The sequence below is a fragment of the Pantoea sp. At-9b genome, from assembly GCF_000175935.2.
Classification (GTDB): Bacteria; Pseudomonadota; Gammaproteobacteria; order Enterobacterales; family Enterobacteriaceae; genus Pantoea.
Window position 1 is genome coordinate 2,727,216 of record NC_014837.1, and the last position, 15,410, is coordinate 2,742,625.

The 15,410-nt window shown below is 57.5% G+C and carries 13 protein-coding genes; all 13 read right to left on the minus strand.

The window, feature by feature from the left end:
* The 13 genes from PAT9B_RS12610 to PAT9B_RS12665 all read right to left on the minus strand — a co-directional run bounded on the left by PAT9B_RS12610 (position 1) and on the right by PAT9B_RS12665 (position 15,364).
* Positions 1 to 414, minus strand: coding sequence for a DcrB-related protein (locus PAT9B_RS12610; RefSeq protein ID WP_013509656.1), 414 nt, complete (start codon positions 412 to 414; stop codon positions 1 to 3).
* Positions 411 to 2,333, minus strand: coding sequence for a type VI secretion system Vgr family protein (locus tag PAT9B_RS12615; protein ID WP_013509657.1), 1,923 nt, complete (start codon positions 2,331 to 2,333; stop codon positions 411 to 413). Before PAT9B_RS12615 ends, PAT9B_RS12610 begins: the two co-directional genes overlap by 4 nt.
* 20 nt (positions 2,334 to 2,353) lie before the next feature.
* Complete coding sequence (locus tag PAT9B_RS12620; RefSeq protein ID WP_013509658.1) at positions 2,354 to 3,796, minus strand: serine/threonine-protein kinase; 1,443 nt, start codon at positions 3,794 to 3,796, stop codon at positions 2,354 to 2,356.
* Positions 3,797 to 3,825: 29 nt separating this feature from the next.
* On the minus strand, positions 3,826 to 6,432 hold the full coding sequence (gene tssH / locus PAT9B_RS12625) for a type VI secretion system ATPase TssH (protein WP_013509659.1): 2,607 nt from the start codon (positions 6,430 to 6,432) through the stop codon (positions 3,826 to 3,828).
* A 53-nt stretch (positions 6,433 to 6,485) separates the two neighbouring features.
* The gene (tssG, locus tag PAT9B_RS12630; protein ID WP_013509660.1) at positions 6,486 to 7,535 is read right to left on the minus strand and encodes a type VI secretion system baseplate subunit TssG; all 1,050 of its coding nucleotides are present in this window, start codon (positions 7,533 to 7,535) and stop codon (positions 6,486 to 6,488) included.
* Entirely contained in the window at positions 7,532 to 9,406 is a 1,875-nt protein-coding gene (gene tssF / locus PAT9B_RS12635) for a type VI secretion system baseplate subunit TssF (RefSeq protein WP_013509661.1), read from the minus strand. The genes tssG and tssF overlap by 4 nt, the downstream gene beginning before the upstream one ends.
* Positions 9,407 to 9,408: 2 nt before the next feature.
* Positions 9,409 to 9,969 (minus strand): type VI secretion system baseplate subunit TssE, encoded by a 561-nt coding sequence (gene tssE / locus PAT9B_RS12640; RefSeq protein WP_013509662.1) that lies wholly within the window; start codon positions 9,967 to 9,969, stop codon positions 9,409 to 9,411.
* On the minus strand, positions 9,959 to 10,786 hold the full coding sequence (locus PAT9B_RS12645; protein WP_013509663.1) for a type VI secretion system accessory protein TagJ: 828 nt from the start codon (positions 10,784 to 10,786) through the stop codon (positions 9,959 to 9,961). Before PAT9B_RS12645 ends, tssE begins: the two co-directional genes overlap by 11 nt.
* Positions 10,787 to 10,802: 16 nt before the next feature.
* Positions 10,803 to 11,762 carry a hypothetical protein gene (locus PAT9B_RS12650; protein WP_013509664.1) on the minus strand — a complete coding sequence of 320 codons (960 nt, stop codon included), beginning with the start codon at positions 11,760 to 11,762 and terminating at the stop codon, positions 10,803 to 10,805.
* A gap of 10 nt (positions 11,763 to 11,772) precedes the next feature.
* A complete protein-coding gene (locus PAT9B_RS12655) occupies positions 11,773 to 12,564 on the minus strand; it encodes a PP2C family serine/threonine-protein phosphatase (RefSeq protein ID WP_013509665.1) in 792 nt (263 codons plus the stop codon).
* Positions 12,561 to 14,366: a type VI secretion system-associated FHA domain protein TagH gene (gene tagH / locus PAT9B_RS12660; RefSeq protein WP_013509666.1), complete on the minus strand. Its 1,806-nt coding sequence runs from the start codon at positions 14,364 to 14,366 to the stop codon at positions 12,561 to 12,563. Before tagH ends, PAT9B_RS12655 begins: the two co-directional genes overlap by 4 nt.
* Positions 14,367 to 14,514: 148 nt before the next feature.
* On the minus strand, positions 14,515 to 14,880 hold the full coding sequence (locus PAT9B_RS29710; protein WP_223300449.1) for a hypothetical protein: 366 nt from the start codon (positions 14,878 to 14,880) through the stop codon (positions 14,515 to 14,517).
* An 88-nt stretch (positions 14,881 to 14,968) separates the two neighbouring features.
* On the minus strand, positions 14,969 to 15,364 hold the full coding sequence (locus tag PAT9B_RS12665) for a lysozyme inhibitor LprI family protein (protein WP_013509668.1): 396 nt from the start codon (positions 15,362 to 15,364) through the stop codon (positions 14,969 to 14,971).
* Positions 15,365 to 15,410: the final 46 nt, after the last annotated feature.

Sequence of the window (15,410 nt, forward strand, 5' to 3'; positions counted from 1 at the left end):
TCAGCCCCCCGGTTGCAAACCCGCTTTGATCGCGGTCCAGAAGGCATCGGCATCCGCATCAAACGGCTGCATGCGGCTGAGGGTAAACGCCAGCAAATGGTCATCCACCCGCGCCACGGCGAGTTTTTCATACACCATCAGATGTTGATTTTCGAAACGCAGCGCCACCTCGCGGGCTGGTATACCGGCAATGTCGCTATCAGCAACCTCACCCAGCACCACCTTTTTCATATTGCGTTTAATTTTGCCCAGTTGCTGGCTGAGGTATTTCTCCTCATCTCCCGCCGGGATATCCCATGCCCGGGTGATCACCAATGTCGCATCGGCGAATTTCAGCACATTGATGCTGTGATCCTGAACTGCGGCAGGCAGGTTAAGTACGCCTTCAGAAAGCGCAAAAGGGACGGTTTTCATGCGTTATCTTTTCCTTGATTAAATGCCGCTTTAACGGCGTCCTGGATTTGCGCCGGGGTGGGTTCCACTGCGGGTAATGCACCGGGTTGTTTCAGGTTCAGATCCAGCGTACCGCCAGTGTTAATCTGTCCGGTGCCGGAAGCATCGATATTAAAATTCACGCATTGCAATGTGACCTGACCGTTGGCGCCTAATTCCAGCACCGATTGGCCCGCCACCAGACGAATGCCGCTGTCGGACGCCTGCACAATCGCCCCCTGCACACGCTGGATAAAACCACCGCCCACCAGTTGGGAATGGGCCAGTTGCGTCGCCTCGGTGTGGCTGCCCGACACCGTGCCGTTGTAGTCCTGGGTGACACTGACGGTACGCGACCCCCCAACGCTGTGGGTTTCGTCGTTTTTAACGTTGGTATCCATGTTCTTCTGCGCCTGGATCCACAACTGCTCCTGCCCGGACTTATCCTCGAAGCGCAGTGCATTGGCGGTTTCTGCGGTGCCATCTTTGGTACGGCTGAGGAAACCCATCTGCGTCGCCGCCGCTGGCAGTGCCCAGGGCGGCATACTCGCCTCGTTATACACGCGGCCAATGATCAGCGGGCGATCCGGGTCACCATTGATAAAATCCACCACCACTTCGTCGCCAACACGCGGGATCTGCACACCACCAAATCCCTGGCCCGCCCAGGCGCTGGAAACACGCACCCAGCACGAGCTGGTATCGTCGCCTTTTGCCAGCCGGTCCCAGTGAAACTTCACCTTGACCCGGCCATAACGGTCGGTCCAGATCGATTCCCCCTGCGGCCCCACCACTTTCGCCGTCTGTGGACCGTGAGTTTTTGGCCATGGCGCACGGGGTGGCGCACGGAAAGTGATCGAGGTCGGCAGAACGGTAAAGTTGATGTTATGCGAGGCGGTAATATCACCGCTGGCGTAGCTGTTTTCCTCGAAGCTATAGTCGGCACTGGTGGTGAGATAGTTGCCGTTATCACTGAAATGCGGCGCATCGAGCAGGCCAAAGGTGTAACCCGGCGCAATGCCGGTCGCCGTCCCCGTGCCACTGACGCTGTGATGCTCCACTTCCCAGACTTCCTGGCGGATGCGGGTGTAAAACTCGCCGTGGCTGTGATCAACAAAATGGCCCGGCCAGTCGTAGACATCCACCGTGCCCGGCGTGGGCGCAACCGGGTTCTGCCGCGCCTGTAACATCCAGGCATTCGGTTTGCGGAAGTCATAGTCATCCGTGCTGTACATCCCCGGCGTCACGCTCTCGGCCAGCGACCACTGGCTGATCCCCTCTTCCGTTGTGCTGCCGCCGGAAGGGGCCACGTGGTAGGGAATGGTGGCATAGCCACTGAACGGCTGGTGCTGATCGGCAGCATCGCACAATACCAGCGTATGCTTATCGGATTCATGGCGGAACCAGTAGTAGATCCCCTCCAGCTCCATCAGACGGCTGATAAAATCGAAGCTGCTCTCCTGGTACTGCACGCAGTATTCCCACACCCGGTAGCTGCTGGCGAGTTTTGATTCGACGTTGACGTTGTACTCTTTCAGCAACGTCTGCACGATTTGCGGCACGGTCTGGCTCTGGAAAATACGCAGGTTACGATCACGTTTCATCGGCCACACATCCGGCTCGACGGTCAGGGCATAAACCGCGTAGCGCGTGCCGTTCAGCTCCTCACTGCGCACGGCCACGCGGGTGATTTTGCCGTTGAGGTAACGTGGCGTGAGCAGGTTCTGGGTCGGCAGCGTAAAGGTCACCGATTTGCCCAGCAGAGCATGGCGATCGATGCGGGCATCGGTCGACAACAAATCCGCCTGGAGGGTGAATGATTCCGACAGGGCTTCACGCCCGCTGAGTTTCCAGAACAGCAGGCCCTCCGTGGGCAGCTGGACGGTGATGCGTGAGAACATAAGTAAATCCCGGAAAATAATTAACTGTGAGGATCGAGCAACCAGACACCTTCCGCGCTGATGGTGAGTGTCTGTTCACGTGCGCCGCTATGGCTGCTGATCGAGAAGGTGTAGTTGCCCGGTGCCAGTTGCAGCGCGGCAAAACCATTCGCCGCAGGCACCAGCGCCTGCTGTTTGCCGTTGACCTGCACCTGCTCACCCGGTTGCAGACGGATGTAGACCTGTGCCACCGGTGCCGGGGGCGGTGCGGGTTCCACGTTACGCTGTGCCATCTGGACGTCGGCCTGGGCTGCCGGTTTTTCAGCCGGGGCCGGTGCCGGGGTCACGGGTGGAGCCACAGGGGTGGTTTGCGCCTGCACGGGTGCGTCATCACTGCCGCCGGCCATCAGTAAACCCACGCCCAACCCGACCAACACCCCCGCAGCCACCAGGCCTGGCAGCGCAAAGCGGTGTTGCATAAAACGTTTCGCCGGTGATGGCGGTGCTTCGTCTGCCACCTCTTCGACCGGCACCAGCATGGTGCCCGGACCACTGATTTTCGCCGCGATCAAGGGTTCAGATTCGCGCTCGGGCAGCGCCATCAGTTCCGCAAACGCATCGATGTTTTGTGGACGATCCTCGGCTTTCAGCGCCAGTGCTTTGTCGACCGCACTCAGCAGCGCCGTGGAATACCCGGCAGGGCGACGTTGCACCAGTGGCTGGTAGTTATCTTCGATGCTGCGCACCACGCTGACCGGCGGCGGCGCACCGGTGATCAACATGTGCAGTACCGCCCCTAACGCATAGATGTCAGTCCAGGCCCCCTGCTCGCTTTCATCGTTGTCGCTGTACTGTTCAATCGGCGCAAAACCGGGACGCAACATGGTTTCGCTTTCATCGGACAGGTTACCGATGGTTTTACGTGCGGAACCAAAATCGAGCAGTACCGGTTCGCCATTGCTCTGGATCTGGATGTTATCGAGCGAAATATCGCGATGCAGGTATCCGGCGTCATGAATGGTTTTTATCGCCCCCAGCAATGGGGGTAACAGACGACGAATCCAGGCTTCGTCGATCTGCTGCGGATTGCGCGCACGCAGATTGGACAAGGTCGTACCGCTGTAAAACGCCGTCCCCATATAGGCGGTATCGTTCTGCACCCAGAAGCGCAGCACGTGTAACAGGTTGGGATGATTAAAACGTGCCAACAGGCGCGCTTCCTGGATAAAACTGTTCAGACCGGCGTGGAAGGTTTTGCTGAATCGCTCGCTGCGCAACACCAGGTTTAAGCCATCACTACGCACCGCTAACGAGGCGGGCATAAACTCTTTGATGGCGATATCGCGCTCCAACTGATGATCCCAGGCGCGATAGACGATGCCAAAGCCGCCACCACCGATGACTTCTTTTATCTCAAACTCATTGAACCGGTAACCCAGCGGCAAAGCGTTGGGTACATTGAGGTGATTATCGTGTTCCGACATAGACGAAAACTCTCTGATAACGAACGGCTTTAGACATCAAACTGGCAAACAAACTCACCCTGCTCACAGCGCACCAGCACCCGGCGGTAACGTTCATCGCGGGCATGGGCGCTGAGCAGTATCTGGCTCATTTGCGGCAACAGGGTATTGGTGAGGATGGCATCGACCATACGTCCGCCGGATTCCACTTCGGTGCAGCGCTGCACGATCTGGCTGACGACACTCGCGTCAATGTCCGCTGCGATACCGTGGTTCTCCTCCAGACGGCGCACAATGCGTGCCAGTTGCAGCCGGACGATTTGTGCCAGCATCGCGTCGCTCAGCGGGTAGTACGGCACCACCAGCAGGCGTCCAAGCAACGCGGGCGGGAACACCTCCAGCAGCGGTTTGCGCAGTGCCGTGCTGAGTGCGTCAGGTTGCGGTAACAGTTCCGGATCGGCACACAAGGCGCTGATCAGCTGTGTGCCCACATTGGAGGTCAGGATGATGATGGTGTTACGGAAATCGATATGACGTCCTTCGCCGTCCTCCATCCAGCCTTTGTCGAACACCTGGAAGAACAACTCATGCACATCCGGGTGTGCTTTCTCGATTTCATCCAACAGCACCACACTATAAGGCCGACGGCGAACCGCCTCGGTCAGCACACCACCCTCGCCGTAACCGACATAGCCCGGAGGCGCGCCTTTCAAGGTGGAGACGGTGTGCGCTTCCTGGAATTCACTCATGTTGATGGTGATGATGTTCTGCTCGCCGCCATACAGCGATTCGGCCAGCGCCAGCGCGGTTTCGGTTTTACCCACGCCAGACGGGCCGCACAACATAAACACCCCGACCGGTTTGTTGGGGTTATCCAGACGGGCGCGTGAGGTGCGCACACGTTTCGCAATCAGATCCAACCCATGGCGCTGACCGATGACCCGTTGGTTCAGGGTTTCCGCCAGGTTCAGCACCGCATCGATCTCGTTTTTCACCATGCGCCCCAGTGGGATGCCGGTCCAGTCTGCCACCACGGCCGCCACCACGCTGGCATCCACGGCGGCAAACAGCAGCGGTTCTTCGCCCTGCACTTCACGCAACTGCTGTCGGGTGGCGTCCAGCTCACTGCGCAGCGCCGTTGCATCTTCGCTGACACAACGTGCACGTAACGCGATGAGTTGATCCACCAGCGCACGTTCCTGCTGCCAGCGCGCGGTCAATGCCTCGCGCGTGGCGCTGAGTGCAGCATGCTGCCGGGCAATTTCCTGCTGGCGCTCGGGGGCACCCAGCCCCACTTTCGCCTCGCGCTCGGCAATTTCCGCTTCAATGTCGAGTGCCGCCAGCCGATGCAAACAATCTTCCAGCGCCGGAGGCTGTGCCCCCTGACTGACGGCGACACGTGCACAGGCGGTATCAAGCAACGCCACCGCTTTATCCGGTAACTGCCGCGCCGGGATGTAACGATGCGACAGTTTGACCGCTGCACTGACCGCTTCATCCAGCAGCAGCACCTGGTGATGTTTCTCCAGCGCACTGACCGTGCTACGTAGCATCTGGATGGCTTTGGCTTCGTCCGGCTCCTGCACCTGCACGGTCTGGAAGCGACGTGTCAGTGCCGGGTCCTTCTCGATATATTTTTTATATTCTGCCCAGGTAGTGGCACCGATGGTGCGCAACTGTCCACGTGCCAGTGCCGGTTTCAGCAGGTTAGCGGCATCCCCCGTGCCTTGCTGTCCGCCCGCGCCGACCAGGGTGTGGATCTCATCCACAAACAACACAATCGGGGTGGCGCTCGACTGCACTTCGTTGATCAACGCTTGCAGGCGCGCTTCAAACTCCCCTTTCATCCCAGCCCCGGCCTGCAACATGCCGATATCCAGCAGCCAAAGTTGTACATCGCGCAAGGGCGCAGGCACATCACCCGCCGCAATGCGCAGTGCCAGCCCTTCCACCACCGCCGTCTTGCCGACACCGGCTTCGCCGGTCAGCAGCGGATTGTTCTGACGACGGCGCATCAGGATATCCACCATCTGACGGATCTCTTCATCGCGCCCGGTCACCGGATCGATACGGCCCGCACGCGCACGCGCGGTAAGATCCTGGGCGTACTGTGCCAGAGTGCTGCTGCCGGCTGCTGCCGGGGCTGCGCCGACATCAGGTTGCGTCAGCGCCTGTTGCGCCTCCTTGCTCTGGCCGAGTAAAGCATCGAATTGATCCACCAGGGCATCGACGTTAATACGCGCAAACTGCGCTGAAATACCTTTCAGCACACTGGCGAGGCTGTAGGTCTTGAGCAGACCGATCAGCAGATGACCGCCACGAATGCGGCTGGCTCCGTATTTGAGCGAGGCATAGACCCAGGCGCGCTCTACGGCGCTGTCGATGTGCTCGGCAAGATCGGAGACGGCACTCGCACCGCGTGGCAGACGGTCAAGTGCCGCCACGATATCCCGCGTCAGCGCGTTTTCATCCAGTGAAAAATGGCTGATTACCTGCTGTAAGTCACCGTCCTGTTGCTGCATCAGTTGATGCAACCAGTGCACCAACTCGACATAGGGATTGCCGCGCAGCTTGCAAAAGGCGGTGGCGCTTTCCAGCGAGGTAAATAACAGCGTGTCCAGTTTACCGAATAACACGGCTCGGCTGATTTCTGACATATCGAATCTCTGTAATAGAAGAAGCAGGCTATGTGACAGGAAAAGGCGATGGGCTAGCGCGAGGCAGCCTCAACTTCAAAAACAAAATCTTCACGATCGACAGGCTGGGCCGCTTGTCCCAGCCAACTGGTGTAACCCAGTCGGGCGCTGCCGCCGAGGGTCGCGCCCTGGACCTCGTTCGCGGCGAGGATCAGGCTAAGATCCCACTGCATTTCAATACCGAGATAGTGCCGCACCCAGTCGCGCACTTCACATGCCCCTGGCGCATCGGGCAAGAAGTGGGCATATTGCGCGGCGGTGAGTGGCCCCAAACGCAGGCGAAAACGGTGCTGCACATCGCGCACCGCCACCCCCAGAAACGCCGATTCCCCCAAGCGTGGCATGTGCCGTCCGGCGGCCAGACGCGCCTGATCGCGGCTATCCAGCGTCAGCCACTGCGCCTGGTTCTGCTCCAGCCGCACCGGGACGCCAAAATAGAGGCGCAGAATACGCACCAGACCTTCCGCATCATGTCCGTGGCGACTGAGATGCCCCACCAACATCAGGCGCGCGTGCAGGCTGAGCGAACTGGCCTGTTGCTGCGCCGGAAAACCGATCCCGGCCAGACAGGCCAGATAGTCCTGAAAACGTTTGTCGTCGCCGCGATCGAGAGAAGCGGTCGGCTGCGCGTCCGCCCAGGCACGGTAAAACAGTAAGGTGGCACGGTGGTGAAACAGGTCAGCAAAGGCCGCCAGGCTGTGATCCTGATGGTGGTCGATACGTTCGCGCACATACTCAGTCAGGTGCGTGGGTAGCGGGCCGTTCGGGCCAAACAGGCCAAAGCTGTAGATGGCGACATCATGACGACCATCTTCTTCGCGCTCACGCACCGAGGCGAGCGTCGCGGGGGCGAAGGTCAGGGATGGCTTCTGACCAATACGCAGGCTTTCGAACTTAGGCAGTGGCGCACGTCCCAGCGCATAACGCTGACCACTTTGCGCATTTAACCGGCGTAACAGCTGGAACAGGTCGTAGCGCCAGGGAGCCGCCATCACCGCTGACCAGAAATCGTCCGGCAGACGGCTGGCGCGCGATAATGGGATAATCTGTGCGACATCACTCATAGCAGCGCCTTCTGGCCCATCCGCGGTGGCCAGTAACCCACTTCGCCACGTTGCTGGCTGCTCAGCGTGAGTTCGGTGAAACTGTTGAGCGCCACCAGACGCGAGAACACCCGTTCCAGCACGCTGCCAAACAGCCACGGACTGGCCCCGGAGAACACCTGCTCATCCACCTCCAGCGCAATGCTGACCCCACGAGCAAACACCACGGGTCCCGGTTCCGGTACTCGCCGATGTACCGCACGCAGTTGGCAATGACGAATGCCCTCGATCTGGCGCGCCACTGGCGCTTCCGCCAGATTGGCATACAAACTCAGTAGCTGGCGCAAGGCGGCCGCCCCTTCCCCGTCGGCGCTGTCCATCAGGCTCAGATAGTTCATTTGCAGATGGCTGATCAGCCGCCAGGACGATAAGCCTTCTGCCAGTGCCGGACGCGGCGGCGTTGGCCCTTTGCACAACGTCAGTTGACTCACCGGGATCGAATCCGGCATCACGAACTGCCCCTGCTCCTGTTGCAGCAGCATCAGCGGTAAATCGCGGCTGGTGCACATCACCTCAGCGGAGAGGTAGCGCATATCGTCGCGCCACGGTGTGTGGTGTTCATCCACCAGCGAGAGGAACACTTCAGAGCCGATATAACCGGTACGGGTGCCATAGCGTTGCGCATGCTCGGACAACGTGCGCTGCTCGCGACGCAGGGAAAAATAGGCACCGTAGTCACCGTTATCCGCGCTGAAAGTGCTCCAGAAAGGACGGAATACCTGCTCCTCACGCTGTCCCTGCACGGTGGCAAACAAACGTTGTACCGAATGCACTTCGTAATCCAGCGGGCGGATATTATCCACCACCAGATGATATTCATGCTGACTGTCGCTGACTTTCAGGCGCTCTGCCATTTTCGGGAACAGGTTAATCACCGGCGTGCAATGCAGCGCCAGATGGCTGCGATCGACCACGCTCTCCAGTTCAGCATCGGCCTTATCCAGCAGGATAATGATGTCGAAGGCTTTGGCATGTTCGCAACGGCGCAGCAGCGCCGCCAGTTGATGCAGGCTGATAAACTGAAACCGTGCCGGAAAGGCAAAATATTCCTGCAACAGACGGTAGCCATCGAAGTTGCGCAGATCGTCCGGTAACAACGCCTGTTCCGGCGCAAAACCCTGTTGTTGCAGCGCGTTATCGGCGAGTACCTGACGCTGCGGCTGTGGCTCCACCGATTGCAACACGATGCCGACCCGATGCTGCATCAGCAACTCCAGCAACCTGAGCGCCTGAATATCCGGGCCGCTCAGGTAGAGCATCAACTCGTCGACCGTCAGTTGGCTGAGCGACGAAACGCCTTCGCACTCAATCCGCAGGCGCAACGCGCTGGTCGCACCCAGGCCGCTCAACTTCAGCTCACCCAGCGGGATGTCACCGGGCACGCCACCGAGCGTCACATCGCTGATGCGTAACGGATGCAACATCACGTCATGCGCCGTGGTGTAGCTACAGGTGACGCCCGATTTCTTCAGGCTCTGGCTCTCCATCATGGTGCCACGCGGCACCAGAAAACCGTTGCTGATGTCCCCTTTGCGGCTATCCGGTGTCAATTGGGCAATCGCCATCGACGGTGTTGGCGCTAAATAGCCCGGTGCAATCATCTCCAGCAGTCGCTGCGAAAAACGCGGAAATTCCGCATCCATTTTCAGCTGAACACGCGAGGTGAGAAACGCGAAGCCTTCCATCAACCGCTCGACGTAAGGATCGGCGATCTCAATGCCGCGCATTCCCAGCCGTCCTGCCACTTTGGGATAACGTTCGGCAAACTCGGCTCCCATCTCTCGCAGATAGGCCAGTTCACGGTTGTAGTAGTCGAGCAGTTTGCTGTCCATGATTACCCCGCATCCTGGAGTTCGAAATGGCCATTCTCAAGATCGACCTGGGTACGAAACAGAAACTCCAGCGGATAAGGCACGCACCACAGACGGCCTTTGATCTCAATCGATAGCACGTTGTGCAGGTCGAGTGCCGCCAGATCGCTGACACAACGGACCTGCAAGCCCTGTGGCAGAATGCGGGGTTCGAAATGCAAAATGGCGTTGGTCATTTTGCGCTGGATGTCCTGCCATTCGATATCAGACATGTTTTGTCCGGCCAGCGGCGCAACACCAAAATTCCATACCGAGCGCTGCACCTCACCAAAAGGGCTGAGATCCTGTTGCGCTTCGTTATTGATGGTGTTGAACAGCCACTGCAAATCGCGCAGCACATGACGGCGTAGCGTGTTATGGGTAATCAACACACTGTTGCCCGGCTCGCTCCGTTTGTCCGGTGCATCGTCGGTCAGGCGATCCAGCAACGAGGATTGCAACTTGTCGCGTGAAGTCAGCGTGTCGCGGTTTTTGCGCGCACGATAGCCACCGTGCAGCTGGGCATAGCCGTCTTCACGACTCATAAGCGGGCCCGATGTCGTTAAAAGTGAGGCGCTGAAGTGCCAGCAGTGAGAGTTCCGCGCTGTCGCTCAGCCAGACTTTCTGTCCCAGACCGATAAACTGGCTGTCTACGTTGCCCAGCGGCTGCCATTCGGTGACGCTGGCGCGCAACCAGGGTTCTTCCGCTTGTGCCGGTAAGGGATAGCGCACCGGAATCTGGCACACTTGTTCGCTGCCATCCACCAGTTGGATCAGCGTATGACGCCACACCAGATCCGTTACGCTGGCCGGTGCCTGAAACTGCATTTCCCGGATAGCGGCAAACGGCACCCAGTAATAACGGCCATTGACGATGGCTTCACATACCGGACCAAAACGGCTGTCGCCATCCATCAACCACGGGAACGCCACTGACTGATCCTGTTGTTCTAACGTACCGGGATTGGCGTCGGCTTGCTCCAGTGCCTGCTGGCGTAGCGCCGCGCCACGTGCCACATCGCCCGCCACCTCGGCCTGCAACGCCGCCAGCAGGGTTTCACACCATGCCCAGGCACTGCCCGGCAGTTGGGGTTGTGCCTCGCCGCGTAACACCGCCGCACGCTGCAACTCCCCGGCAATCGCCTGTTGCAACAGAGTGATGGTGGGTTGTGCCTGCGGGGTTAGCGCCAGCCAGGAATGCAGTTGTGTCTGTGCCCGCGTCCAGTTACCGGCCAGGCACAGCAGTTGCACAAAGGTGGCGCGCAGATTGGCATCGGCAGGATTCGCCTGGATCTGCGCCGTAGTACGGGCCAGATTCTCCGCCAGTGATGCATCCGCCAAACGCTGTTGTAACGACTCCATGCAAACTCCTTTTGCGTTAGTTAAGGGTGCGGTAAGCCGCTGCTGCCGGATCTTTCAATTCCGGATGCAGTTGCTCCACCAGTTGTACTTTCAGTGGCGAGGCGCTTTTCAACCACGGTGACCAGACTTTACGCACTTCCTGCAAGCGGGCGCGCAGCGCGCTTTCATCGGCTGCATCGCTGGCGGGCATCTGTACCACCACCTGATCCGGTGCCTGCCAGCCATTAAATTGCGCACTGAACGGCAGCACCAGCCAGCTTTCCGGTGATTTCTCATTCGCCAGCACCATGCGTTCACGGTTGACGGTGGTGATGGTCAGCTCGCTGGTCGGCTGTCCGCTGCTTAACCCGGCAATCGGAAAGCCTTGTACAAAGGTGACATCGACCGATTTTGCGGCCCCGTTACCCATCTGCGTCAGGTTGCTGTGACCGCTCAACCAGCCATCCTTGCCGCAGACCAGCCCCTGCTTCGACGGCACAAAGATGGCGCTGGATTGCGCCGGTTGCTGCCACCAGGTGCGGAAGTGGCAACCGTCCAGCAGACTGAATTGCTGCCAGGGCGTGGTGTCGGCAGGCGCTGAACTGATCGTCGGTGCAGCAGGTGCCGGGGTGGCCGCCTGGGGTGCCGGGGTAACCACCGGTTGCCAATTTTGCGTCCGCTCAGCATTACCCTCTGCCAGTGCGTTACCTTCTGCATCCTGTAATTGCCAGTGCAGTTGTTGCAGCGGTTTGCACTGCGACGCCATCAACCCGGCGACACGTGGCAGGAAGCCATCCAGCACGCTGGCATTTTTTTCACCTTTGCTGACGATGCGCAGATCCACACTCTTCTGACACCAACTCGCCAGCTGGTTATCTTTGACGTCATCAATCCAGACATCCAGTTTCTGTGCCGGGGACTGCACAATGCGGTAGTTCTCGGCCCATGCCTGTGTACTCAGCAGCAGTGCAGCCAGTCCCAGTAATCCATATTTCATGTTGGCGTTCTCAATCGCGAAGAGGGAAAAACTGCGCCGCATCAGAGAGCGAGTGCAGTAAGGTGGTGTCCTGAGGTGAACCAACCCACACGGCCAGCGCACTGAAGTTGTCCTGCTGGCCCTGTTCCGGTTGATCGTTTTTAATGATTTGCTGCATTAGCGTGAGCCACTCTTGCGGCGTGTTGACCATATGCAGTGACTGCTGCATCTGTTCCAGCGTAACGCCATGCCAGAAACCGTCGGTACACAGGAGAAAGGCATCACCGTCTTCGATCGCCACCACATCGCTGTAGCTGGCATCACGCTGCTCGTCGCCCATACCGAGTGCGAAATAGAGCAAGTTGGTGTTGATGCCCTCGGTCTGGTGCCCGGCATCTTTCATCTGCTGCACCAGGCTGTGATCGGTGGTGACGTGGTAGAGATAACCGCGCCGAAACAGATAGAGGCGGCTGTCACCGGCGTGTGCCCAGTAAGCCAACGCGTAATCACGATCGATAAACAGGCTTACCAGCGTGGTGCCCATCCGGCTGTGCTCGCTGCTGGCTTTCTGTTGCTGACGGATGGCGTGATTGGCGTGATTGACATAGTCACGGATCGACTGCGCATTCAGATGGGTTTCGCCGTTGAACGTCTCCATTAAACTGCTGCGGGCGATGGTGGCAGCGACGTCTCCACCCGGGAAACCGGCCACGCCGTCACAGACGACAAAGCAGGCTGAGCGTTCACCGATAATCTCACCGGTCTGATCCTGATTGCTGGCGCGGTCGCCCTGATTCGACGTGGAAGCAATAGTGATATTCATGCGTCATCCGTGTGGGTTTGTGAATCTTTGTACTGATTAACTTCCATGTCGTAGGCGTGCAGGAAAGCTTCGCCGAACAGGGTGTGAAAGTCGTCTTCGATCTCGCCAGCGGTTTCGCCGTAGCGCTCGACAAAATGCTCCCACAACGCCGCCTTACGACTCCCCGGCAGGCCAAGGCGAGACACGGAACCGGCCTCGCGCGCTTCTTCTTCCAGCTGGTCCGGGTTAAAGGATTGCAGCATCGACGCGATGATGGCGCGGATACCGGCGATCATCCCTAACTGGTGCGCCTGGAGATCGATCAACGCATCACGTACCGCCTGGCGTGGTGGCATAAAACCGGGCATCCGGCTGCCAAACATCTGCATCAGCACGGTTTTGCCGGAAGGCAGCAGTTTGAACGGGTTGTTGGCATCGTCGAGGATGACCGTCATATCCGCTTTTACGCCACGCTTGAGAATGGAACGTGACGAGAGCAAAGCGACGGTACCCTGCGAGAACATGCTGAGCATCTGGCCGAACTGGCGCATCTGATCGCGATCGAACTGGGGCGTGGGCTGCAAATCCTGGAGGCCCATCCCTTCCAGCAAGGCATCCAATAACTCGCCTTTCAACGCATCACCACTGCTCTGAGCCGCCGCCTCGCGCTGGCTGTGAGACGCCACCGGATCAATGCGCAGACGCCCTTTCGGTGTCGGTGATGGAGTGCGCTGAACCGCCTGCGGCGTCGGCAAGGTGATGCCACCATATTCCAGCGGTGTCGGGCTGGCTGCGCTCGGCTCTTCAGCTTCCTCAGCAACGATCGGCGCTGGCGCAGTGTCGGTATCGTCAAATAGTGGTGAGCTGCTGAGTTCCGCCAGATTAACGGCGGCAGGAGTGACTGCCGCTGGCTCTGACTCCGGCTTCGACTCAGGCTCGGGTTCCGCTTCTGGCTGCGCCGTTGCCAGCGGGGGGATCTCGGGTTGTGCCAGCGGTACCGCCCCGCTCATCATCAAACCCAACGGATCATCGTGATGACGTGGATCGGGGGTGTTCTGGCTGCCAAACAGACTGAGAGGGTCCAGCTCATCGGGCTTGTTCTCAACCGGTACAGAGGCCGCAGCACTCTTCTGTCCCACCAGCGCGCTCGGGGTCGCATCATCAAAAATGCTATCCTGGGCAAACAACGCATCACCTTCATCAAACAGACTGCGATTAGTCGGCTGCTGGCCGATATCCAGCGGCGCATCACTGATCAGCGCAGCCAGCGGATCTTCCGGGTTGCGTTCGACGGCAGCGGGAGCCGTCAACGGATGGGCTTCGGCTGGCGCTGGCGCAGGTTTATTGCGTTGCGATAAATCGTCAGAGATGGAGAATTCTTTCGCCAGGCTGTCCCAGATCTCACTGGGGATAGCGGCGGTGTTGCTGCTGACCACTGCGGGCGGCTCATCGGCGGTGATTGCCGCTTTGGCTGCTGGCTTAGCGACCGCACTGGCTGACGATGCGGCGTGCATATCGTTGACCAGCAACTGATAATCATCAATGCCAAGAATATCGCCGTCCTGTAATTCCACCTGACGTCCACGTTCCAATGGAATATCGTTCAAAAGCACGCGAGTGACGTTGCCACGATTCGTCAGACGGCATTCACCGTCAGCAGAAATATGCACAATTGCCTGTAATCGGGAAATAGTACGATCGTCATCGGGTAATACCAGATTGTTATCCACACCACGACCAATGGTGCCACCGGGGGGTAAGAAGTCAAAAAGAGTTTGCGGCGGCTGATGGCCGGGTTTAGTCGTTATTATCGTAAAGCGCATAACGGATTCCTGCGGTTAGCTGTTCGGCATCTATATCTCGCCTCTCTCGGAAAAGTGGCGAAATATAGGAAGCGAATTTATGTTTTGCCGTGGTATTAACAAGGAGCTAAGTAATCAGGGAGTAATTATCATTGATTATTTATATTTTTTATTTCATCACACCCACATCACTTGCTATGACCTTAGCATCTAAAGTAATCACATAGTCCCAAAGATCATGTCCCTTAATCGATGGATAAAATGAATACTCATATTTACCGTTAGTGAAGCGATATCCCTGGAAATCACATACATCTGGGCAATGACTGTTAACTGTCGAGCCTTTTAGTGAGATGGCAGAATCATCTTTAATTCTGGTTGATTTGAGGTAAACCTTGTCACAAGTTAACTCCCCTTCTTCGCAGGCATATGTAACTTCAGCTTTAAATTTTTTACCGATAAAATGAGATGTGGATTTTGAATAAGCTGAAGTGGATGTTAGAAAAATAAAGAACATCACAAGGATTTTATTCACTTTCTGCTTCTCTGTATAAAACACAACATTAATGTATACATTAGCCCCATTTAAAATGAGACTAGAATGAAAAACAACTTAGCAGTTATTATTCATAGGGAATAGCTTTAAGTTGCTCAACACGTTCCAGGTCAACTCTGGCAACGCATTTATCCTTAAGCGTATCGTAAGTAACGGTTCCTTTCTCAGCCATAAAAGACTCAAGGTTACATTGACCATCACGATACTTTAGCCAGCCGCGCTGTGACTCGGTTAAGGTTGACGTATAACTTTGCAAATCTGCTGGTGAGGCGGAATACTCAGCCGCGATTCTATTCTTTGCTGCGATATACTCTTCATTTAACGTTTTTTCTGCTGCCTGTTTTGCGGAATTAAAGCAGGAGAAAACCTCACCATCATTCACAGCTTTGCCGCAAACATCCTGAGCATTAGCGTAATTCTGTAGCACACCGAAAAACAGAAAGACAATGATTCCCTTTTTCACGCCAACATCCTTATCGTTTGAAATTATTCAGCGGCCTTATAAAGAC